This window comes from Bacillus sp. WC2503 (assembly GCF_052682895.1).
This window is the reverse complement of sequence record NZ_JBQYMD010000001.1, coordinates 5212198-5235335: the sequence shown is the minus strand read 5'-3', so window position 1 is coordinate 5235335 and position 23138 is coordinate 5212198. Positions and strand designations below refer to the sequence as shown.

General features: G+C 34.7%; 19 protein-coding genes and 1 pseudogene. 1 reads left to right on the top strand and 19 read right to left on the bottom strand.

The window, feature by feature from the left end:
* Positions 1 to 64: 64 nt before the first annotated feature.
* From ACUN26_RS26950 to ACUN26_RS26895, 12 genes are all read right to left on the bottom strand, one after another.
* Positions 65 to 1300 (bottom strand): sensor histidine kinase, encoded by a 1236-nt coding sequence (locus ACUN26_RS26950; protein WP_033657392.1) that lies wholly within the window; start codon positions 1298 to 1300, stop codon positions 65 to 67.
* Between the two features lie 11 nt (positions 1301 to 1311).
* Entirely contained in the window at positions 1312 to 1983 is a 672-nt protein-coding gene (locus tag ACUN26_RS26945; RefSeq protein WP_001238627.1) for a response regulator transcription factor, read from the bottom strand.
* A gap of 212 nt (positions 1984 to 2195) precedes the next feature.
* Positions 2196 to 2900: a metallophosphoesterase family protein gene (locus ACUN26_RS26940; RefSeq protein ID WP_001079919.1), complete on the bottom strand. Its 705-nt coding sequence runs from the start codon at positions 2898 to 2900 to the stop codon at positions 2196 to 2198.
* Positions 2901 to 3318: 418 nt separating this feature from the next.
* Positions 3319 to 4695 carry an ABC transporter substrate-binding protein gene (locus ACUN26_RS26935; RefSeq protein WP_000054808.1) on the bottom strand — a complete coding sequence of 459 codons (1377 nt, stop codon included), beginning with the start codon at positions 4693 to 4695 and terminating at the stop codon, positions 3319 to 3321.
* A 27-nt stretch (positions 4696 to 4722) separates the two neighbouring features.
* Positions 4723 to 5544 carry a carbohydrate ABC transporter permease gene (locus tag ACUN26_RS26930; RefSeq protein ID WP_000635953.1) on the bottom strand — a complete coding sequence of 274 codons (822 nt, stop codon included), beginning with the start codon at positions 5542 to 5544 and terminating at the stop codon, positions 4723 to 4725.
* Positions 5541 to 6473: a carbohydrate ABC transporter permease gene (locus ACUN26_RS26925; protein ID WP_000573573.1), complete on the bottom strand. Its 933-nt coding sequence runs from the start codon at positions 6471 to 6473 to the stop codon at positions 5541 to 5543. The genes ACUN26_RS26930 and ACUN26_RS26925 overlap by 4 nt, the downstream gene beginning before the upstream one ends.
* The gene (locus tag ACUN26_RS26920) at positions 6473 to 7570 is read right to left on the bottom strand and encodes an ABC transporter ATP-binding protein (RefSeq protein WP_000571195.1); all 1098 of its coding nucleotides are present in this window, start codon (positions 7568 to 7570) and stop codon (positions 6473 to 6475) included. The genes ACUN26_RS26925 and ACUN26_RS26920 overlap by 1 nt, the downstream gene beginning before the upstream one ends.
* A complete protein-coding gene (locus ACUN26_RS26915) occupies positions 7567 to 8133 on the bottom strand; it encodes a glycerol-3-phosphate responsive antiterminator (RefSeq protein ID WP_000471996.1) in 567 nt (188 codons plus the stop codon). The genes ACUN26_RS26920 and ACUN26_RS26915 overlap by 4 nt, the downstream gene beginning before the upstream one ends.
* A 308-nt stretch (positions 8134 to 8441) precedes the next feature.
* Positions 8442 to 9122, bottom strand: a complete 681-nt coding sequence (locus ACUN26_RS26910; protein ID WP_001212343.1) for a GNAT family N-acetyltransferase — start codon at positions 9120 to 9122, stop codon at positions 8442 to 8444.
* Between the two features lie 180 nt (positions 9123 to 9302).
* Positions 9303 to 10175 carry an ankyrin repeat domain-containing protein gene (locus tag ACUN26_RS26905; protein ID WP_000287349.1) on the bottom strand — a complete coding sequence of 291 codons (873 nt, stop codon included), beginning with the start codon at positions 10173 to 10175 and terminating at the stop codon, positions 9303 to 9305.
* Positions 10176 to 10615: 440 nt separating this feature from the next.
* The gene (locus ACUN26_RS26900; protein ID WP_001220934.1) at positions 10616 to 11119 is read right to left on the bottom strand and encodes a nitrous oxide reductase accessory protein NosL; all 504 of its coding nucleotides are present in this window, start codon (positions 11117 to 11119) and stop codon (positions 10616 to 10618) included.
* 134 nt (positions 11120 to 11253) lie between these two features.
* Positions 11254 to 11508 carry a hypothetical protein gene (locus ACUN26_RS26895; protein ID WP_000450026.1) on the bottom strand — a complete coding sequence of 85 codons (255 nt, stop codon included), beginning with the start codon at positions 11506 to 11508 and terminating at the stop codon, positions 11254 to 11256.
* 255 nt (positions 11509 to 11763) lie between these two features.
* On the opposite strand from ACUN26_RS26895, the gene ACUN26_RS26890 reads away from it, so the two are divergent.
* Positions 11764 to 13068: a CitMHS family transporter gene (locus ACUN26_RS26890; RefSeq protein ID WP_000880435.1), complete on the top strand. Its 1305-nt coding sequence runs from the start codon at positions 11764 to 11766 to the stop codon at positions 13066 to 13068.
* Positions 13069 to 13111: 43 nt separating this feature from the next.
* Here the strand turns inward: ACUN26_RS26890 and ACUN26_RS26885 are convergent, their stop codons facing one another.
* The 7 genes and pseudogenes from ACUN26_RS26885 to colA form a co-directional block, all read right to left on the bottom strand.
* Positions 13112 to 13804, bottom strand: a complete 693-nt coding sequence (locus tag ACUN26_RS26885; protein ID WP_000503458.1) for a response regulator — start codon at positions 13802 to 13804, stop codon at positions 13112 to 13114.
* The gene (locus tag ACUN26_RS26880; RefSeq protein ID WP_000669467.1) at positions 13804 to 15408 is read right to left on the bottom strand and encodes an ATP-binding protein; all 1605 of its coding nucleotides are present in this window, start codon (positions 15406 to 15408) and stop codon (positions 13804 to 13806) included. Before ACUN26_RS26880 ends, ACUN26_RS26885 begins: the two co-directional genes overlap by 1 nt.
* 160 nt (positions 15409 to 15568) lie before the next feature.
* The gene (locus tag ACUN26_RS26875) at positions 15569 to 16429 is read right to left on the bottom strand and encodes a methyl-accepting chemotaxis protein (protein WP_370512681.1); all 861 of its coding nucleotides are present in this window, start codon (positions 16427 to 16429) and stop codon (positions 15569 to 15571) included.
* Positions 16430 to 16510: 81 nt separating this feature from the next.
* Positions 16511 to 17545 (bottom strand): annotated as a pseudogene (locus tag ACUN26_RS26870) (HAMP domain-containing protein); the annotation flags it as partial.
* A 254-nt stretch (positions 17546 to 17799) separates the two neighbouring features.
* A complete protein-coding gene (locus ACUN26_RS26865; protein WP_000155031.1) occupies positions 17800 to 19374 on the bottom strand; it encodes a flotillin family protein in 1575 nt (524 codons plus the stop codon).
* 12 nt (positions 19375 to 19386) lie between these two features.
* The gene (locus tag ACUN26_RS26860; RefSeq protein ID WP_000478273.1) at positions 19387 to 19935 is read right to left on the bottom strand and encodes an NfeD family protein; all 549 of its coding nucleotides are present in this window, start codon (positions 19933 to 19935) and stop codon (positions 19387 to 19389) included.
* Positions 19936 to 20181: 246 nt separating this feature from the next.
* Positions 20182 to 23079, bottom strand: coding sequence for a collagenase ColA (gene colA, locus ACUN26_RS26855; RefSeq protein WP_001036363.1), 2898 nt, complete (start codon positions 23077 to 23079; stop codon positions 20182 to 20184).
* Between the last annotated feature and the right edge of the window lie 59 nt (positions 23080 to 23138).

Genomic DNA, 23138 nt, shown 5'->3' with positions numbered 1-23138 from the left:
TAAATAGTTTCTTAACTTTCCCTTAAAAAAAGACGACCTTGTAAAAACAAGATCGTCTTCTTACTTATATTTTTTGATTTTTAGGGAGAACTACTTCAAAACAAGTACCCTCTCCCCATTTGCTCTCTACTAATATTTTTCCGTAATGCTTTTCTACAATCCACTTGGCGATTGAAAGACCTAATCCAGCTCCCTCTGATGTACTCCTTGCTTTATCCCCTTGATAAAAACGATCAAATAATTTTGGGATATCCTCTACTTTCACGCCTATCCCATCATCTTTCACCTGTATACAAATCGAGCTGCTCGTTTGCGTGCAATCAATTCGAATATGACCGCCTTCATTCGTATATTTCATCGCATTATCTAACAATATGACCATCATTTGATGAATCCGTTCTCTATCACCCATAAAAGACATGTTACGTTCTACTTTTAATATCATCTCTTTTTCTTGATAAGAAGCAATTTCTTTATATGGATCTACTATTTCTTCTAACAATTTACCCATTTCAAATGTTTTTTTATCCATCTCAATTTGATTTGAATCCGAACGTGCTAACAACAATAAGTTGCTAACTAGTTTCGATAACCGCCTGCATTCTTTAGATATTGTAGAAATGTCCATCGCTTTTTCTTCTATCGTAGCGGAGGGGGACTGAAATAACACATCCGTCTTTGATTGAATAACTGCAAGTGGCGTTCTTAATTCATGCGATGCATCGGAAACGAACTGCTGCTGTTTCTCCCATGAATTTTGAATCGGTATGAGTGCTCTGCCAGCTAGGAAAAAGCCGATACCTATTGCACAGAGACTTCCTATACTACAACCTATCACGAGAATTAAAAATAAAGTATTTAACATTCCTTCTTCCGCTGTTATATCTCGCACGATTTGAACTATTTCTCCATCTTTTTGAAGCGAAAATGCTCTAAAATATCGTCCTTGCACTTCAATATCTTGCAAATCCTCTAACTTTTTTGGAGAAAACTTTTCCAAATTCTCTTCAAAAATAGAACGGAATTTACGATTATCGCCCTCTATTTTCACTATTTTCCCATTCCAAGTTATTCTAGTTACCCGCGGATCTCCAATTTGGATTTTCTCCATGCGTTTTCTTGGTGGTATTTTAACATCTAGTTTTTCTCCATACTGAGCCATCATTTTTATAGATTGATCCACTTCATTATAAATACGCTTATATGTGTACGAATAAACAATACTACCTAATACTCCTATTAATAGGATAAATACTAATGAGTTCACTATAGTCAGACGAATGCGTGTTTTTTGAAACATACTTCCTTTTTTCATTTCTCTTTTAATATATATCCAATACCACGAACAGTTTGAATATCTTTCTGATAACCGAATGGCTCTAATTTTTTACGTAAATGATGCACATACACTTCTACAATTGCTACTGTCGTATCTGAATCAAATCCCCAAACACGATCGAAAATTTGTTCACGCATTAAAATCTTTCCGCTATTTTGAATGAGATACTCTAAAAGCTCATATTGTTTTAATGTCAGCTTAATATCTTGTCCCTCTACTTGAACATCTTTATCTTTTCCAAACAATTCAATTCCTTTATATCGAATTGTCTGCTTTGTTGTTAAACTACCACTTCTGCGTAATAAAGCACGAATTCTCGCCTTTAGTTCTGGTGCTTGAAACGGCTTTACGATATAGTCGTCTCCGCCAAAATCCAATCCTTTCACTCGATCTTCTAAAGAATCTCTCGCTGTTAAAAACAGGACTGGCGTTTCAATTCTTTCATCACGTATTTTTTGAATTACTTCAAACCCGTCCATTCCTGGCATCATCACATCAAGTAAAATTGCATCATAAATGTTTTGCATTGCCAAAAACAATCCATCTTCTCCATTTAACGCTGTATCTACTTCAAATTCATCACGCAAAATTTGTACGATAGACTCTAATAACGAAGCATTATCTTCTACTACAAGTAAGCGCATATTCTCACCTTCCATACTATAGTTCAATTCTATTTATTATTACATTTCTGCTCTTCATAACGAAAGAATGTAATCCTATTATGTAATTTCATTTTCAACTATTTCCTTCTAAGTTTTTGCTAGATATAAAATTTTGAGCCTTTATTATAAAAACTCTTTCTTAAATTTTGCTTAATAAAAAATTGAAAGAAATAAGATTCCCCTTATCTCTTTCAATTTTTTACTACGTACACCTTTTTACTCGGCAACTCCAAACAATTTAATTGACCGCCATACACAGCCCCGCCATCAATTCCAATAATACGATTACTACCAAAATATACTCCGCAATTCTCACTACCATGAAGCGTTTTTGTTTCCGTATGGCCAAATACAACAACCTTTTCGCCACTATATCCACTATGAAATTCATTACGGATCCACATTAACGTATATGGTTCAGATTCAGAAACTCGTTTCATTGGCTCAACACCAGCATGTACAAATATATACTCTTCTGTTTCAATGTAATGATCTAATTCTTGAATAAATTTTACATGTTCCTCTAATACGTGAGATTGTAAAATTGGCTTTTGGAAGTCCCCTTCATTAACTGCAATATCTTCTTCTACAAATCCATAGCTATATAACGTTTTATCTCCACCATTTCTTTTTACCCAATGGTTCCATGAGCGTTCCTCATCTGTCGTTAGCGCTTTAATCATCATATCTTCATGATTTCCCTTTAAAACGAATGCTCCTTCTTCTTTTAGCTCTTTCACCTTTTCAAGTACAGCACGTGCATTCGGACCACGATCCACATAATCCCCTAATAGAATTAATTGATCTTGTTTTGCGTTGTATTGTATTTCCTCAAGTAACTTTTTAAATTTATCAATCTCTCCATGAATATCACTAATGACAAGTATCCTATTCATTTTTCTCCTTCTTTCTAAATAAAGTTATTTCTAATTATAACTTTATTTAAAGGAATTTTCTGAACTCAACTACTAGAAAGTATTATTATTACAAATGCAGCTAATTTCCTTACAACACTGTAAGTCTCTTGTCATTCAATTCGATAGTTGTAATTACTATATTTCCTTATACTAAAAGTAAGAAATGAAACAAAAAACAAGGAGAGATGAGATATGAAAAAAGTGATGGAAGTTGTAGTAGCGGTGGTAGAGGTTTTCGTAAATGGTAAGCAAGTTGCAATGGAGTTAAATAAATAATGAAAAGGACAATATTCATTCTAGACCCTTTACTCATATAAAAGAGATAAGAGTTCATCATTTCTTTGATCCCTTATCTCCCTATAAAGAAAGCCGTATCCCTTTAGGATACGGCTTTCTTTTATTTTTGGCTCGTACGAGCTGAAATGCTAATCGCTCTATCTGTTGCTTTTGCAGCTTCATCCAACGCTTCTTTACTATTCTTTCCGTCATACATTGCTTCTAATGCTTTTACAACTGCATCTCGTGATTCTGGGAATACACTAATTAATGCACCTTGAGTTGCTGGAGATTGCTTCGTCGCTTGTAATTGTTCTACTGTTACTTTTAACTGTGGATATTTTTCATATTGCTCTTTTACTAACGATTCATTATATGCATCTGGATTAATTGAGAAATATCCTGTTGCAGTATGCCATTTTGCTTGTACGTCTGGCTTCGTTAAATATTTCATAAAGTCCCATGCACCTTGCTGCGTTTCTTCTGAAACCATATTCGTCATCCATAATGATGCACCGCCAATAACAACACCATTTCGCTTTGAATCTTCTGGATACGGAATATACGAAACACCTACATTAAACTTAGATGCATCAATTAAATCACGAACACCTGCTGAAGAATCTAAATACATAGCAACTTGTCCAGATTGGAACGCGGCACGAATATCATCCCAACTTGCTCCATACTTTCCTAGTGCACCAGCTTTATTCAATTCATCTAACATTCCAAATACTTTCTGTCCTTCTTTACCGTTAAATACCGCTTTCTTTGCAGCATCTTTACGGCCATTTTCATTATCTACATATAAAGCCCCTTGTGTCGCTAACAATTCTTCAAAGAACCAACCATAATTGAGCATAGAAAATCCATATTGTTTTACATTTCCGCCTTCTTTAAACGTTAACTTTTTCGCGGCTTCTTTTAATTCAGCATATGTTTGTGGAGCTTTCTCTGGATCTAACCCAGCCTTTGCAAAAGCATCTTTATTATAAATTAATACTGGCGTAGATGAATTAAATGGCATAGAATACATTTTTCCATCAACTGAATAATAATTTGTAATTGCTTTTTCTAATTTTGATGTATCGTACTTATCTTTTTTAATCCAACTATCGATAGGCGTAATCTTTTTGCTATCAATCATATATTTCGTTGTAATTTCACTCGATTGAACAAGAGCTGGAGCTTCTTTCGTAGCAGACATCGTTTTAAACTTCGTTAAAGACTCTTCGTATGTTCCTTGAAACTCTGCCTTTATCTCGTACTTATTCTGCGATTTATTATAGTCTGCAACAAGCCCATCTAGTACACCTTGTGTTTTTCCACCCATCGCATGCCAAAAACGAATTACAGTTTTATCACCATTTTTTTCAACTGGTGCTACTTTTGCCTGCGCTTCAGGTTTCCCCTCTGTTTTACTATTTGAACAAGCAGCCCCAGTTAATGCCATTGTGGCTGCCATTAAAAGAGCAGCACTTTTTTTCAATAAACTCATCTCAATCCCACCTTTTCCTATGTATGCTTATTTAATTGCACCTTTTGTTAATCCTTGTTGTAATTGCTTTTGCCCTAAAAATAGTAAAATCAACGTTGGAATGACGATAACCGTAACACCGGCCATTACGCTTCCCCAATCAGTTGCAACTTCTTGAGATTGAAGTTGCTTCACACCAATTTGAACTGTTCTGACTTTTTCATCAGTGGTCACTAAGAGCGGCCACAAGTACATATTCCATGTTGTTAAAAAGCTATATACTCCAAGCGTAATAAAACTCGTTTTACAATACGGAATTACAACGCTGAATAAAAACCTTACATTTCCAATCCCTTCAATAAAAGCAGCTTCTTTCAATTCATTCGGAAGCGTCATAAAATGTTGGCGTAATAAGAAAATACCGAAAGCTGTTGCAAAAAATGGCACTGTCATCCCAGCAAAGCTATTGATCCAACCAAAGTTTTGAATCGTTAAAAAGTTCGGTACCATCGTTGCTTCCCACGGAATAAGCATCGTTGAAATAAACAAGAAGAAAATTACGTTTCTCCCTTTAAACTGAAGAAAAACAAAAGCATAAGCTGCTAAACTGGATACGATAAGTTGTCCAATCATAACAATCGTCGATACAATTAAACTGTTGTACAAGTATGTAAAAAGCGGTACTTTTCGAAAGATATTCATAAAATTATCGAAAGTAAATTGGGTCGGAAATAACCTTCTCATTTGAATATCATCTGGTGTCATAAAGCTTATTAAAAACGCATAGAGTACAGGAAAAAACACCATTACTGCACTAATAATGAGCAGCATGTATAATAGGAAATTTTGTTTCCACTGTTTAACGATCATTTATAATGCACCTTTCTCTCAGCAAACTTAAATTGAAGTAATGTAGCAATAAAAATGAAAACAAATAATACCATCGCTTGTGCACTTGCTGTTCCAAATTGATGATTCACAAATGCCTCTTTATAAATCGAATACACAATTAAATTCGTTTCATCATTCGGTCCACCGTGCGTTAAAATATCAATTTGTCCAAAACTTTGGAATGCACTAATTAACGTTACTGTCACGATAAAGAATAAAGTTGGTGATAGCATCGGTAATGTAACGCGGCGAAGCTTATATAAATAACTAGCACCATCTATAGATGCACTCTCATATAAAGACGTATCAATATTTTGCAAACCACCTAATATAACTAAAAATGCAAATCCTGTATTCACCCAAACCGTTGTAACCGATACAGAAAACAGTGCCCAGTCCGGACTCGTTAACCATGCGATTGCCGGAAGATTCATAGCGGCTAATATATTATTAAATAACCCTACACTTGGATGAAATAAAAATAGCCAAATCACTGCGCTAGCAGCTACTGATATTCCCATCGTTGAAGAAAAGAGAACACGGAACAATCCAATACCTCTTACTTTTTCATTTGCAATTAATGCAAGAAATAAGGCGAATACAATACTAGTAGGCACTGTATATAAAACAAATAATAAAGTTGACTTTATACTTTTGTAGAAAGCAGGATCAGAAAATAAATATTGATAATTTTCTAAGCCAACGAAAAGATTGGCTTCTCCGTGTATATCTGTTAAATAAAAGCTATAGTAAATCGTCCTAAACAATGGATAGAAAAGAAAAATTGAAAATAACAAAATAGATGGAGCCAAAAACAATAATCCTATTCTTAAATCTTTCGTTCTGCCCCATAAACTCTTCTTTTTTGACACTGCTGTTTGAACTGGTAGCTTCCCTACTTCAATCATTATTTCGCCACCACTTTCAACTCTTCTTCAGCCACCACTTTTAATCGTTCATTCTTATTTTGGTGAAAGAAACATAGTTTTTCTTGCGAGAATAATAATTTTACTTTGTCACCTTTGTTCAGGATTAACTGTCCGATGACTTTCGCACTCCAAGTTGTTCCATTTACCGCAAAGTTTAATATAGACTCATTCCCTAATACTTCTACAGATTGCAGCGTAACTTCTTGTCCTGCCTCAGACAATGCAATATGCTCAGGACGCATACCTATTCGAATTGTCCCTGCTGGTAATTGCTTTAACTGTCCAATAGATAATGGAATTTGCAATTGCCCTATATGTAATACGCCTTTTTCTTTATCCACTTCTCCATCATTTATATTCATAGAAGGAGAACCTATAAAACTTGCAACAAATTCATTTGCTGGTTCGTTGTATATATCAAGAGGTGTTCCAACTTGTTGTATACTTCCTTTATTCAAGACCATGATACGATCTCCCATAGTCATCGCTTCTATTTGATCGTGAGTAACGTAAATCATCGTAATTCCGAGTCGTTGCTGAATTTCTCTAATTTCAATCCTCATTTGCGCACGTAATTTCGCATCTAAATTCGAAAGTGGTTCATCCATTAAACAAATCGGTGCTTGACTCACGATCGCCCTGGCAAGCGCAACACGCTGTCTTTGTCCGCCTGATAATTGGCCCGGTTTCATTTTCACATACTCTTTCAGCCCTACCATTTCAATAGCTTCTATTAATCGTTTTTGTCGCTCTTCTTTTTGTACCTTCCTTACCTTAAGTCCAAATAAAATATTTTCTTCTACAGTTAGGTGTGGATATAATGCATAATTTTGAAATACCATTGATAAATTACGGTCTTTCGGCTCTAAATTATTTGCAACACGTTCATTAATCATTAAATCTCCCGAAGAGATTTCTTCTAAGCCAGCGATCATTCGTAGTAATGTACTTTTTCCACATCCCGAAGGTCCAACTAAAACGAAAAATTCTCCCTTCTTAATATGAACCGATACATCTTTAACCGCTGTCTCTTCCGCATTTATATATATCTTTGAAACATCTTTCAATTCGATCACAAGGTTGCACTCCTTTTTTCTTCTTGTATCCATACTTCATAATGACTCGTTGAAATCGCACTTGCTCCCGCACGAATGGCAATTTCCGCATCTTCCCGCGTTTGAATCAATCCACCTGCAATAATAGGAAACTCTATTTTCTCTGCTAGCTGTTTTATAATAGAAGGCATAATTCCAGGCATAATCTCTACCGCATTTGGTTTAGTCGTTTTACAATTTTCAATTGATTTTGTAAGAGATAAAGTATCGACAATAAAAATTCGTTGAATCGTTTTTAATCCAATTTTATTGGCATTTCGAATTGTCGAACCTTTTGTTGAAATAATACCTTGTGCTCCGATAACATCTTGAATATACAAAAGGGCTTCCTCTGTGTTCGTATTTAAGCCTTGTATAAAATCACAATGAAGAAATACATCATGTCCATGTTTCTGTAATTCGTATACACGCTCTGGTAACTCCAGCATTGAACCAGTCATAAGAAAAACTGTTTTCGGTAATTTTTTGTACGCTTTATACCCTTTCCAATCCTTTATCATCGCGATATGAGGTTCTTTAAACATTTATTCCACCTAGCTTTTCTATTTTTATCCAAACTAAAAACACCTACTTACATAGAACACCCTTCTCCTTATTTGAACTCTAGGGAATAGAGCACACCTAAGAAAGTGGCACGTTATATGTAAGCGGGTGTTCTCAAATGTTCTCTACCCTAGTTATTTTGTTACCTTTACTATATTACGCATTTATTAAGTCAGTTTTGATAAATTGTTAATTAGGTGTTAATCGAATGTTAATATTCACCATATTGTTTTTTACAATAATCCAGATATACGAATAAACTCTAACAGAACACAACAATATTTACATTTCAATCAATATGTAAATTCATTCCATAGTTAATAAGTTTTAGTTTTCTCGCCACTGCTTGTGAAGCACAATTATCCCAAGAGGTACTATAAAGCGGAATACGTTTTTCTTCTGTTATTGACATTTCCCAAGCTTTAACGACATCAGCACCATATCCCTTTCCCTGGAAGCCCTCTACAGTTTCCACACTTGCCTCAGTAGCTATAGGCGTACTTCTTGCACTGCAGCATATAGAAACGACTTGTTCATTTTCAACAATTGCAAAATAAGGTTGCCTCCATTCCATCTGTTCTATTAGATTAGGAAAATTTTCTCGCATGAGCTCTTTATTCTTCTCTGTTATTTGTATCACCCTAGTCGGCTCATTTGAATTATTTGGAAACATGTAAGCAGGACCCATCCAAATATTCTCTACCGTTCTCTCTTCATTTAATACTTTCATGATCTTTGCTATCTCTATGTGATTTGAACGTTCTCGAATTAATTTCTCAATCTTACTTATTATTTCACCATCCAAATTACAATGATATCTCGTTATATTCCCTTCACGAGTTTTGCTAAGAAAAAAACGTGGTGCTTTCGGATTTCCCTGTTCATTTACACTCTTTATTCTTCCCACTTGATTATGAACAAATAAAACCTCTGCCTGAATTACTATTAACTCAAGTTCTGAAAATCGCATTTATGCCCTCCTTCATTACCCTGTGTAGCCTCCATATACCATCCATTCATACTCTATTTTCTGATGTTCAAAACAAAAATCCCATTTAAATACACATTACTGAATCAATCATACTAAAATGACTTCTTCATTCTGTCTATCTAAATGGGATTATTTCGTACTCTTTATGTCTTTTTCTTATTATTCCACCGGTTGTGGTTGCGGCTGCACTACTTCATTCGCACCAGCTATTCTCAACACATTCGCAATATCTTTAAAACCTCTTTTTTCAGCATATTGCAGCGGCGTAATATTTTCCTTATTGGCCATATTTACATCTGCCCCGTGGTCAATAAGCATTTGAATTACTTTCTTATGGCTTTCACTACCATTTCCCAATACAATTGCTTCTATTAAAGCTGTACCACCACGTTCATTTTTATAATTCACATCAATATCTGTATGCTCTAATAATTCTTTAACAACCTCTACATGACCACGCTCAGATGCAGAAATGAGTGCTGTGCCACCTGACTTAGTCGTTTCTTTCGTATTAACTCCTGCATTAATTAATACTTTTACAATATCCGTATACCCTTCTCTACTTGCATAAAGGAATGGATTGCTTTGTTTCTCATCTTTGACTTCAATATTTGCACCTGCACCAATTAATGCTTTAACTGTCTCTACATGATTTTGGTACGTTGCTGCAAGGATAGGGGTTTCTCGGTTGTCACCTTCTACGTTTATATTCGCTCCATCCTGAATCAACTTCATAGCTGTCTCTGTGTCTCCAAGAGTCGCTGAAAGTAACAACTGTTTGTCCAGTAAATTTATACTTTTTTCTTCTTTAACTTCTTCTTGTTCTTTATGCTTTTCTTTTTTCTTTTCGTTTTTCACATGAACCGGTTTCGATTCTGGTTCCTCTTGCTTATCGCAAGCCACTACCGTCATTAAAAGTCCTAATAACATACATAATAAAATTTTTTGTTTTCTCACAACTACAGCTCCTATGAAAGATAATGTTTTCTTAACCATTCCTCCATCACATACAATAACTCTTCTTGAGTACATTTATCCATAAGCCCTTTATATTCCTTCTTTAATCGGATTATCTTAAGCTTATCCTATGTTTCTCAACCTATTGGAATGATACGCCTGATGGCCTCATCATTAACATTATGAAGCAATTAGTTTAGCACGTTTTAACCGCATTTGTATACATTTCTAAAAAGTACATAAAGTGAAACTTTAATTAGTGGGGGTTTTGTTCATCTACCACTAATTATTAGTTGAACCAATCGGGCTTTTACGGGCAGTTGATCTCCACCTAACTTCTTTGCTTTCACTAAATTTTGAGGTGGGGATCTTACTGCCCGTTAATGCGGGATAAATGATTGCTTTAGGTCACTATACTCCATTGTAACCGTTCTTCTAAAAATTTTACACCTTTTCTATATTTGCACCTGAGTAATGCTAGAAAAAGACAACTATATAGTTGTCTTTTTCTAGTATTAATGATGCCCACCGTGATTCCCTGTTTTCGGTTTCCCCATCATTTCTTTATTCATTTCCCATTTATGCTCTGCTAGCTCTTTATACGAAAGAACCTTACCCTTATAGTTAGATACAAAGCTCTCTGCATCTTTTTTATTTTTAAATGAAATGACATTATAAGCCATTGGTGTCGTTATTGTTTTATCATATACGTAAGTAGCGTCTTCTAACGAAACCCAATCTTTCGAATCATAATCTCGAACAAATTTTTCTTTCGTCTTTTCGCCTGGATTAATCTCCATCCATTTATACATACAACCAATATCATCAAACTTTAACGCTTTTCCATTTTCTAAAATGATTTCTGTTGCAAATTGATTATCCGTTACCCCAATTTGGCAAATATCACACTTATCATGTTTCTCATCAATTGCCACAGCTGTTGTTCCCTTTTTCCCACACCCCACTATCGTAAATAAGAAACATAAACATATAGCAAGCACAACATACTTTATTCTCATCACTATTCCTCCCTAAAAACCGTATACTCCACAAGGAGAATATCAAAAACTTGTGTGGGATTTGTGAAAAAACAATGTGCTTTTTGTAATATAGAAAACAAAAAAGATGTGTAGCTATTTCTACACATCTTTCATCATTCACAGCCTGTAATTAATAAATCATCTTCTAACTTAACTAATAATGTATCTGTATTAATTTTCTGCCCAACTTCTACATTTACTAATCTTATATTTCCACTGATACCGACCGCGACTTTTTCAAGCTCACCATTATTTTTTCGGACCATCATTAATTTTTCCCACTCATATACATAAGAAGATTCATTAACAAAAATCTCTTCTATCTTCCCCTCATAAGAACTATAAACTTCTTCTATTCTCGTTTCCATTCAAAATCTACTCCCTACTTCGCACTTCACTATTTTCACCTTATTCTATCACTCTTGTTAGAAGTAAATTATATTTTTAAAAATTCAAAATTACCTTCGTGAACAATATGACCAAAATAAAAATTATGCTTCTAATGGTGTTATTTTTCAAATTATTTACCATTTGGATAGATGCTTTTATGATAAACAAAAAACATTGTTCTGAATTTTTACTTTGTTTTGAAAGCGCAATCATTTTTTTAAGGGGGAGATCGGATGTTAGCTCTACTTGGATTTGCAATGGTATTTGTCTTTATGTTTTTAATCATGACGAAACGTATGTCAGCATTAGTAGCATTAATATTAATTCCAATTACTTTCGCATTAATTGGCGGATTTTATGCAGACATGGGTCCTATGATGTTAGAGGGCATTCAAAAATTAGCACCTACCGGTATTATGCTTATGTTTGCCATTTTATATTTTGGAATTATGATCGATAGCGGTTTATTCGATCCTGTCATTAGTAAAATATTAAAATTTGTAAAAGGGGATCCTTTAAAAATTGTTGTTGGTACAGCCATTCTTACTATTATTGTTTCATTAGATGGGGATGGAACAACAACGTATATGATTACTGTTTCCGCAATGTACCCATTATATAAACGTCTCGGAATGAATCCACTTATATTAGCTGGGGTTGTTATGTTAGGGGCAGGTGTGACAAATCTTACACCTTGGGGTGGACCAACTGCTCGAGTTATGAGTGCACTTGGACTAGATGCATCAGAGCTCTTTACACCACTTATACCAGGAATGATTGCTGGTGCAATTTGGGTAGTTTTCGTTGCCTACTATCTTGGAAAAAAAGAAAGAAAACGTTTAGGCATTATGGATGTGCAATATTTAAAACAAATGCAAACAATGGATGAGCAAGCTGCCACAGTAGAAGCTGCCGTGCATAAACGCCCTAAACTTCTATGGATTAACTTTTTATTGACCGCTACATTACTTGTCTGTCTCATACTAGAAGTTATGCCGTTACCTGTTCTCTTTACAGTTGCTTTCGCTATTGCTGTTATGATTAACTATCCAAACTTAGAACAACAAAAAGAACGTATTGCCTCTCATGCAGGAAACGTATTAGCTGTTGTTTCACTCGTATTTGCTGCTGGAATTTTCACTGGTATTTTATCTGGAACAAAAATGGTAGATGCAATGGCTCAAAGTGTAGTAACTCTTATACCAGATGCACTTGGACCACAGTTGCCAATTATTACAGCTCTTCTTAGTATGCCGTTCACATTTTTCATGTCCAATGATGCATTTTACTTCGGGGTATTACCTATTTTAACGAAGGCTGCTGCTACTTATGGAATTAGTGCAGCTGAAATGGGACGCGCTTCCTTACTCGGTCAACCCGTTCACTTATTAAGTCCTCTTGTCGCTTCCACTTATTTATTGGTCGGAATGGCTAAAGTTGATTTTGGTGAACATCAACGCTTCACTTTATTGTGGGCCGTTGGAACGACAATGGTGATGTTGATTACTGGAATTGTAATTGGGATTATTCCAATATAAGACGCAAAAAACAGTAGAAGAAATAAACCCTCTACTGTTTTTGTTATGAAGAAACGAGAAAATACCTTCTCTCTGGTCTCCCTACACTTCCATATATAAGCTCTGCATGTACTTTCTTCCCAGATATTAAATACTCTAAATAGCGTCTCGCTGTTGATCGACTTACTCCAACCATCGAGCTTAACACTTCTGCGGTAATTCCTTCTTCATTAACTGTTAACATATGCTTTTTTATTTTCGCTAAAGTTAAAGGATCTATTCCTTTTGGAGCATATTCAACTGTATTTCCCTTCACACCTCTTTGAGACCATAAGTGTTCAATTTGTTCTGTAGATAATTGATTGCTTTTCTTTAACTGCCTAATCTTTTTTTGATAACTTTCTAAACTCGCTTTAAAACGGTCAAACATAAGTGGTTTTACGATATAATCAGTTACTCCACCACGTAAAGCATGCCTTACTACATCAGTTTCCGATGCAGCTGTAATCATAATAATATCTGTATCATGCAAATTATGCCTAATATATGTGACAAGTTCTGTTCCTTGTATATCAGGTAAGTACACGTCTAATAAAACGAGTTGTGGCTTCACAAGCTCTAGCCATTCCTTCGCTTGTTCCCCAGTCGTTGCTGTTCCAATTACTTTAAATCCTTCAATTTTTTCAGTAAAACGCCGATGAATGTCCGCAATCCGAATATCATCTTCTACAATTAATACTTCAATCTCCTCACCCATTACAACTCGCCTCTCTCTTTCGGTAATGCAATAATGAACAACGCACCACCTAAATCCCCTTTTTCAATTGCAATGCTTCCATTTAAATCTTCTACTAACTCTTTCACTTTTGCTAATCCATATCCTCGCTTCTCTCCTTCTTTCGTTGAAAAGCCTTTATAAAATATGCTAGTAATTATTTCATCATGAATCCCTTGCCCCGAATCTTCCACTTCAATTAATATTTCTTCTCCGATATCTGTTACAAACATTCTAACTTTCTTATCATGCTCTTGATTTTTTTCAATTGCTTCAAATGCATTCGTAATTAAATTCCCTAAAATCGAAACGACATAATTACTCTCAATATGCGGACTTAATGTTTCTAAACTACTTTCTCGATCTAGTACAAAATCAATCTTCAACTCTCTTGCCCTATTATAAAATCCAATTAAAATTCCACCTAGCCATGGATTTTGAATTCGCTTCATAATAAATTGAACAAAATCTTGATATACCGCCGTCTCCTTATGAATGAGCTCTAGAGCATCTTCATATGACTCTAATTGGATAAGACCTGAAAGCGTATACAATAAATTGTTGTATTCATGGGTTTGTGCTCGTAACGCCTCTGTATATTGCTTCGTCTGAGATAATTCTGCTGTTAACTGGTCCATTTCAGATTTCAAACGTAAGCTCGATACGACGCCGGTTACTTTATTATTTACTTTAATAGGTAGACGATTAGCAATAACAGCCTGCCCTTTTATATTTAATTGACGATCAAACTGTTCTTCACCAGTTTGAAGTACATCTAGTATGGATGAATTAGGAATTATATTTAAAATAAATGATCCAATGATATTTTTTCGGTTGTCTAGTGAAAGAATATCGTAGGCTGCTTGATTGACTAAACTAATCATGCCCTTTTTATCAATTACGATAATCCCTTCTCGTACAGATTGAATCACTGTACTATGCTCTTCATATAAAGATGAAATTTCTTCTGGTTCCATCCCAAACATCATTCTTTTTATACTTGCAGCTAAATATATGGAACCGATTATTCCCATTAACAAACCGATTATTGTAATCCAAAATACACGCTTTCCATACACTTCTACCGCTCCATGAATATCATCCATTGAAAATCCAACAGATACTACACCAATAATTTTATTATCCTGATTACGGATTGGAACTTTTCCGCGTAAGGAAGGTCCTAATGATCCCGTTGCTTTCGAAACGTAAGATTTCCCTTCTAATAGCACTCCTTTATTATCTCCACCAACCATTACTTCTCCTATTTTGTCTTTCTTGGGGTGTGCATAACGAATCCCTTCTTTATTTCCAACCACAATAAAATCAGCATCTGTATCAATTCGAATTTTTTCTGCAATCGGTTGAATAATAGAAGCTGGATTTTCTTTTTGAAAAGCTTCCGCGATTTCCGGTATAGCTGCAACTGTTTTCGCAACATGCAAAGCTCTTTTACCAATTTGCTCTTCTACTGTTTCAGATAATATGTAGTAAAACAAATAACTTGTTAACAAAAGCACAACAAGAATAAGTGTACTAATAGTTAATGTAATTCTCGGTTGTAGTTTTAATTTTTTAAATTTCAAAACCATTCCCCTAACATGGATAAAGATAGAATTTAAAGAAAATACAGTTTTTTCAATTGTTAAACTTAATCATAACACGGTTACTACACATTTCTTTATTTTTATCTCCATAAAAAAAGAAACGAAGTAAAATTACTACCTCGTTTCTTAATATTTTTTATTACACTTTAAACTTGCCAATCATCTCTTGCAATTCTTCTGCCATTTGTGATAAGTGAACTGCTGCTCCATTAATTTCATCTACTGAAGCTAATTGCTCTTCAGAAGAGCCAGCAATATTTTGAACACTTGCTGCATTTTCTTCAATCGTAGCTGCAATTTCATTAATAGATGCACTTACTTGTTTGGCATCTACCGTCATTTGTTTCGCTACTTCTACCATACTATCAATTTGCACAACTGTATCATTTGTAGATTTCAATATTTCAGCAAAGCTTTGCTTCGTTTCATTTGCAACTACAAGACCTGATTGTACTTCTGTTCCAACTTGATTCATAGAGCTTACCGTTTCTTTTATATCAAATTGAATCTCTTTCACTAGTTTTCCAATTTCCGTAGAAGACTGTCCTGATTGTTCAGCTAATTTTCGCACTTCATCCGCTACAATTGCAAATCCTCTTCCTTGCTCCCCAGCTCTTGCAGCCTCAATTGCAGCATTTAATGCTAATAAATTTGTCTGCTCTGCAATATGTTGAATCACTTCCAGAATTGCTCCGATTTGTTTCGACTTATCATCTAATAAAGCAATGACTTTATCTGAATTTGAAACTGACTCATGAATTAATTGCATTTGATTCACAGTTTGCTCAACTAACTTCCCACCATCTTCAGCTTTTTTCTTCGTATACATAGAAGCTGTTGATACTAATGAAGAACTATCAGCAACACGCTGAACTCCTTCTGTAACTTCTTCTAATAACGTCGCTCCTTCTTCAACTTCTCTCGTTTGTATTTCAGCCCCACTCGACACTTGCTCTATAGCTTGTGTAATTTGTTCTGTCGCTTCACTTGTCTGCTTCATGCTAGCTGTTAATTCTTCTGAAGATGCTGCTACATGACTTGCTGAAATATTTATATTGGAAATGACATTATGTAATGATGATGCCATCTCATTAAAACTTTCTCCTAACTGCCCGATTTCATCTTTAGAATGAACTGTAATAGATTCTGTTAAATCACCTTCACTAATTTTCCTAGATGATAGAACAAGTTGTTTTAACGGTTTAATAATAGAAGCAATTATGAAGTAAATTAAAACCCCACCAATCATTAATGAAATCCCAATAACAGTTATCGTTTTATAGAAAATAGGTTCAGCCGCTTGAATAATTTCTTTTGAAGGCATTATCCCCGCTATTTTCCATCCAGTTTTCTTATTCGTTTTAAAAGTAATGTTACGATCTTCACCATCTAATGAATAATGAAAATCACCAGCTTCCTGTTTATAAAATTCCTTACTAAGTTTCTCTTCTAACTTCACACCCGGCTTCAGTGTCGGGTGTGCGACTACATTTTTATCTTGATCAAATATCGCTACATAACCTTCCTTACCGATATTAACCATCTTGGAAGTAGTTACAATATTATTGATAATTAAGTCAATCCCAAGAACGCCACTTTTATCCTCATTTTGTTTTGCCAGTGTGATAACAGTATTCCCTGTCGTTTTTGACTTATATGGAGCAGTTACAATTACTTCTCCGCTTTTTTTCACTGCCTCTTTATACCAATCTCTTTCTGTAGGATTATATCCTTCCGGCATTTGAATTGCCGGTGATTGAATAAATTGCCCGTTGCTAGACCCAGTATAGATAGCTTCCATTTCCGGATGTAACTTATTATATTCTTCTAGTTTATTTTGGATATTTTGTATTTGATCCGCTTGGTAACTTGATTGTGTAAATAATTTCGTAAAATAAGTTGCATCTACTTTTTTACTATCCAATTCCTTATTAATTACATTATCCAAAATTTTTATATTATCTTTCGCCGAGTTTAAAATCGTTTCATTAAAATTTGTTTTCGCCTGCTGATAAGACGTCCAACCAATTACAATACTTGGAAGAATTAAAATGATAATAAATGACACAAGTAACTTTGTTTTTAAACTACTACTCCTTAACTTCCTTTGAAACATATTTCTACCCCTCCATACCGTTTTACATGCAATAAATTACAATTAATCTATTTATAAAAATTATAAGATATAAATAAATTGACGAGACTCTCTATTTCTTTTTACTCATCATTCTAAATTTAAAGGATTATTGCATACTTACTTCATTCTATAAAAATTAAATAATTAAAACAATGTATAAAAATGTATATTATTCGAAATATTATGATTCACAGAAGAACCTCTAGCACATGCTAGAGGTCCTGCCTACCTTACTATTCTTTATCTTTTTCTACTTCTTTTTTCTTATCTTCTACTACAGATACAACCGGTTTATCACTTGATAATTGTTGTACCGCTCCTTTTCCTGCAAATCCTTCTAATAGCTCTTTTAAGTCAATTCCAGAAGAAGCTTTTAAAGTTTCTTGCATCGTTGCCATTAAATCGGTCGCATAGCCCGCAACTTTTCCGGCCCCGCTATTTTTACCACCGCCGCCTGTATCGACAACTGTGATTTTATCAATGTTACTAAGCGGACTTGCAAGTTCCTTCGCATAACTTGGAAGCATTTTAAGAACCATATCCATAATTGCCGCTTGACCATATAATTCAAATGCTTCTGCAATTTTTTGTTTCGCTTCTGCTTCTGCTAAACCTTTTAACCTAATAACATCTGCCTCTGCTGTACCTTGTGCTTTTTGTACTTCCGCTTTCGCTTGACCTTGTGCTTTCTCAATCTCTGCTTTCGCTAAACCTTCTACACGAACTTCTTCTGCACGTGCTCTTGCTTCTGCTTCAATCTTATATTGATCCGCATCTGCCTTTTTCATTTGTTTTACTTTTTCCGCTTCTGCTGATTGTTCGACAGCATAGCGATCTGCATCTGCTTTTTTCTTCACTTCTGCATCATATTGCTTTTCACGACGTGCAATCTCTTTTTCTTCTAATTCAATTTGCTTTTCACGCTCAATGATTTTAACGCGCATTTGCTCTTCTGTAACACCTTGTTGCGCTTTCGCTTGTTGTAATTCGTAAGAAAGGTCCGCATCTGCACGAGCTTGTTCTTGATCTCTCTTATAGGACTGCACTTTTAATTCCTTATGTTTTTCAGCTTCAGCGATTTGTGCATCACGTTGATATTCTGCTTCTTTTGCTTCTTTCTCAGCACGAGCTTTTTCAATTCGTGCCTCTTTTTCACGCTCTGCATTTGCAACTGTTGCATCACGCTTAACCATTGCAATTTGCGGCTGTCCAAGCGCATCTAAGTATCCGTTTTTGTCCATTATTTCTTTAATTGTAAAAGAAACGATGCGAAGACCCATCTTCTTTAAATCTGTAGAAGCTACTTCATGCACCTTTTGAGCAAATTGCTCTCTATTACTATACGCATCTTCTACTGTCATAGAAGATAAGATAGCACGGAGATGCCCTTCTAAAACTTCTTTTGCTTCTATTTTTAACTCTTCCGTTTCTTTTCCTAAATATTGTTCAGCTGCTGTAGAAACTTCTTCAATTGTCGATCCTACTTTAATAATAGAAACACCATTTACTGTAATTGGTACACCTTGTTTCGTATACGTATCACGTGTACCAACTTCTAATTTGTAGTTTAATAGACTTAAAGGCTCTGCTCTTTGCATAATTGGAACTACAAAAGTACCGCCACCGCGAATAATCTTAATCTTCTTTCCATCATCAGTGGTAACAACATTTTTCCCACCACCAAGCCAGTTCCCTGTAACAATTAACGCTTCATCTGGACCAACTGTTCGATACTTCGTAATGAATACTAAAATGAGTAGAATTAAAATTGCGAGTAAAACTCCACCGACAATTAATGGAATCGTCATGTAAATTCCCCCTTATAATTTTGGTTTCTTTAAAGAATAAGCGATGTTTTGTACAAGCAAAACACCATCTTGAACTCCCTCGATAATAACTTCAGTTCCTTGTGAAATATCTTTCTTTCCAATTGTTTTAGCTGGGATTGCATTACTTCCAAATTGGGAGGAGATTAATACTTCACCAAATCCTTCTGTAGGAATTGTCGTAATGACTTCTCCCTTGCAACCAATGAATTCATCCATACGTTGTACGGTATTTTGTTCTGCTTCTGCAATCGGTTTTAAAATTAATATTTTCATTATGAAAACACCGATAAAAGATATAGCAAATGAACCAGCGAAAATAATAGTACTATTAAAGGAAAATAAATATTCTCCTATATAACTAAGTCCACATAACATAGCGAAGAAACTAAGTAGTAAAGTAACAACGGATACAGATCCGCCCCCAAAACTAAATATTGATTCAAATATATCTCCAAAGAAAATATAAATAACAGTGAGTATAGTAGCAATAATAAATCCATATAAATAAATTGTTTCAAGTGGATAACCAAACAAGAACATTTCTTATCCCCCTTTCTTAAACAATCCCTTTTTTGTTATGTGTATGCCTCACCTCTTTCAAAGATTATTAATCTCAATTTTCAGTTATTTACCCTTTAAAGAAAAACCTGTAAGACAGGTCTCTAAAAAAGAACAGGAGAAACCTATTGTGACAGGCTCCTCCTAGAAAATAACCGATATATTATATATCTATATAATACACTATTTTCCACAAAAAGTAAAGTTAAACATACATTGGAAAAGCACTTATTTTAGTGATAATGAGTACGTTCCATCGCCATTATCATATTTATATACATACAAGTAATACTTACCTGGTTTTGCATTTAATTTTGCTTCTATATGATTTCCATTAGCTTGACCGTAAGCAGCATAATTTTGCATATCTGATTCATGGTGAAGTACCCACGTCATCCCAATTCCATACTCATTTAAAACAGAAATATCGATATCTTTCGCTGATGCTACATTAAATGTATAAACATCGGTGTGATCCCCGCCGATAAGGCTACCTTTTATAGTAGTGTTTAGTCCGATACGATTTGCTTCCTCTTTACGATTATTTGGTTCAGATTCTGTTAAACTTCCATCTTTAATCGTAACAGTTGTTTCACTTCTACTCTCTTTTCCTTTATCATCTTTTACTCTTAACACTACTTTATAAGTTCCTTCTTTTTCATATGCATGTACTGGATTAACTTCTGTACTTGTTCTTCCGTCTCCAAACTCCCATGAATAAGAAACGATTTTTCCATCTTCGTCGTTTGATCCATCACTTTTGAATTGAATTCCTTCTTTTACAAGCCCATTATAAGGACCGTTTATATGAACTGTCGGAGCTTTATTTTCTCCGTCATCTTTTGCGATACCATGGAAGACTACGTCATATTCAAATTCATTGGAACTATTCACACGGTAATTGACGAAATATGCTGTAACCGTTTTGTAGCCGCTCCATTCTTTTTGCGCCAATTGTTCTAAAGCTTCATTTACTCTTTTACCCATTGCATTCCAGTCTTCTGATTCACCTTTTGTTACACTACCTGTAAACGTACCTTCTAATGTAAATGTATTAAAGAATTGAGACTCGTGTTTTGTCATTTTTGCATCTTTCATAGACAACGTCTCACTAATTTCTTTCTTCACTTCTGTTAACGACTTTGGTGCATGTTCAGCTAAATAATCATCTGCTACTTCCGGTACAGTGTACTTATCTTGATTATTAATTAACTGCTGCATATACTCTTGATACTCTTTATTTAGCTTAGAATCTTTACTTAGGTTTTCACGATATGCATCATAATTTTTCACGTCATTCGCACGAATTAAATCTTGAATTTTATCAAATGTTTCAAACTGATGCGTATATAAGTAAGACTGCAATGCGAACGAGTAGTTATAGAAATCCCAAGAACCATATTTAGCAAATAGTGTGCGCTCTGCTGTATAACGGCTTGCAGGATCAGATGATAATCCGCTAATGATGCTCTTTCTTGGTACAACGTTATTCGTACGAGTAGATCCTGCGAAAAACTCTGCATTTCCTTCTTGGAACCAAGTTAACCTTTCATTTTGATACATATCTCCTCTTCCAAATAGACCTGGTACTTCATATCTTCCTTGCAGGTAATGAGTAAATTCATGACGGAATAACTCTTCTAAACTATAAATACTTTGCTCTGGTGTACGCTCATATGTAAAGAATGTACCTGTCTCTTCAATATAAATTCCACCATTGTTTGTTTCATATCCATACAATTGTCTATTTAACTGATATTCATCTGGACTATTATAAATTACAATCGTTAATACATCATCCGCATTTCCTGGCTCTAACGCTTTGTCATTTCCAATTACACGATGATACTGTGCCTTTACTTCCTTCGCAGCCCAATATAGTCTCTTAATTTTTTCTTCTGATACTTTATCTCCTGTTTTGAACACAATTGATCCATCGTCGAATGTATACGTTTTTGGTAAGTATTGCTCTTTTCCTTCTTTACGTATTTTCTCTAAATCTACCGTATTCCCGCTATAATCTTTCCCATTATAATTTGTTGTAATTTGTTCTACCGCAACAAAATACGGTTCACTTAAACGCGGATACATATGCATCGCTTGTGTAACAACCTCTAGTCCTTTATTTGGATTGCTATGAAACTTCCCTAAACGGCTAGCAAAATAAATTCCATTATTAACGAGCCATTTATTTTCTGACGTTACTTCATTTAGAAGAGCAATACGATTTATTTCATTAATAAACCCATCTACTTTTCCATACCACATCGTTTCATTCGCTTCTTTACGGGCCTCATTTAAGTAAGACTGTATATCATAATCAATGCCTTGCATCATATCGTATACAGCTTGTCCTTTCATACGATCGTCTACATATGCATTAAAATTATCATTATATTGTTTTAAAATATTCGATGCGTATTGCACTGTTTCAACATCACTTGATGCATTACTAATTAATTTACCGTATGCAGATACTACTGTATCTTGCTCATTTGTTCCAAGCTTAAAGTTTGGATTTTTTGCGATTGCTTTTAAAGCCGGTAAGCATTTGTCCTGGAAGCTTCTTTCATTTAAAGCGCTTAATTCATTATTATAAAATGCAAGATAAAAAGCTGAACGTAACACTTCAGTAAACGTTTGAATTCCTTTTGAATCATCTTTCGTAAATGTACTACCTCTATGAGCTAATTCATCTATAATGACTTGCATTTTTCCGTTATCTTTATAAAAGGCTTTTGCATCTTCATTAAACTGGAATAAGTCTGTAATTTGATGCCACTTAATACTGCCTAACGTTTCAACTAACTCTTGATCATTCATTTTGTTTAAATCAGCCATTGAATAGCTGTCTTTAGCTTGCTTTACTGCCAAGTTCCTCGTAATAGATGCTGGTCGCTGTGAAAAATCTCCTACTTTTAAACGTTCTTGAAATGATAATGTTTCTTCGGCTTTAGAAACGTGTCCGATCTCATCTACTGGTTTTTCAATTCCAACTGGTTTCGAATGCAATACATTATATGGCACCTTTTCTTCTGCTGATACATTCGTTTGAATTGCCCCTAACGATAGCGCCATTGTACTAATACTAAGCATCATTTTATTAATTTTTGATTTCTTGTTCATATCATTGCCCCCTATTTATATATTCCATCCACGAAATTAACATATTATCCGGATAAAAA

Coding starts and splice junctions, on each gene's coding strand:
- ACUN26_RS26950 (WP_033657392.1), bottom strand. CDS start 1,300: ATGTTTCAAAAAACACGCATTCGTCTGACTATAGTGAACTCATTAGTA.
- ACUN26_RS26945 (WP_001238627.1), bottom strand. CDS start 1,983: ATGCGCTTACTTGTAGTAGAAGATAATGCTTCGTTATTAGAGTCTATC.
- ACUN26_RS26940 (WP_001079919.1), bottom strand. CDS start 2,900: ATGAATAGGATACTTGTCATTAGTGATATTCATGGAGAGATTGATAAA.
- ACUN26_RS26935 (WP_000054808.1), bottom strand. CDS start 4,695: ATGAGTTTATTGAAAAAAAGTGCTGCTCTTTTAATGGCAGCCACAATG.
- ACUN26_RS26930 (WP_000635953.1), bottom strand. CDS start 5,544: ATGATCGTTAAACAGTGGAAACAAAATTTCCTATTATACATGCTGCTC.
- ACUN26_RS26925 (WP_000573573.1), bottom strand. CDS start 6,473: ATGATTGAAGTAGGGAAGCTACCAGTTCAAACAGCAGTGTCAAAAAAG.
- ACUN26_RS26915 (WP_000471996.1), bottom strand. CDS start 8,133: ATGTTTAAAGAACCTCATATCGCGATGATAAAGGATTGGAAAGGGTAT.
- ACUN26_RS26910 (WP_001212343.1), bottom strand. CDS start 9,122: ATGCGATTTTCAGAACTTGAGTTAATAGTAATTCAGGCAGAGGTTTTA.
- ACUN26_RS26905 (WP_000287349.1), bottom strand. CDS start 10,175: ATGTACTCAAGAAGAGTTATTGTATGTGATGGAGGAATGGTTAAGAAA.
- ACUN26_RS26900 (WP_001220934.1), bottom strand. CDS start 11,119: ATGAGAATAAAGTATGTTGTGCTTGCTATATGTTTATGTTTCTTATTT.
- ACUN26_RS26895 (WP_000450026.1), bottom strand. CDS start 11,508: ATGGAAACGAGAATAGAAGAAGTTTATAGTTCTTATGAGGGGAAGATA.
- ACUN26_RS26890 (WP_000880435.1), top strand. CDS start 11,764: ATGTTAGCTCTACTTGGATTTGCAATGGTATTTGTCTTTATGTTTTTA.
- ACUN26_RS26885 (WP_000503458.1), bottom strand. CDS start 13,804: ATGGGTGAGGAGATTGAAGTATTAATTGTAGAAGATGATATTCGGATT.
- ACUN26_RS26875 (WP_370512681.1), bottom strand. CDS start 16,429: ATGAAGCAGACAAGTGAAGCGACAGAACAAATTACACAAGCTATAGAG.
- ACUN26_RS26865 (WP_000155031.1), bottom strand. CDS start 19,374: ATGACGATTCCATTAATTGTCGGTGGAGTTTTACTCGCAATTTTAATT.
- ACUN26_RS26860 (WP_000478273.1), bottom strand. CDS start 19,935: ATGTTCTTGTTTGGTTATCCACTTGAAACAATTTATTTATATGGATTT.
- colA (WP_001036363.1), bottom strand. CDS start 23,079: ATGAACAAGAAATCAAAAATTAATAAAATGATGCTTAGTATTAGTACA.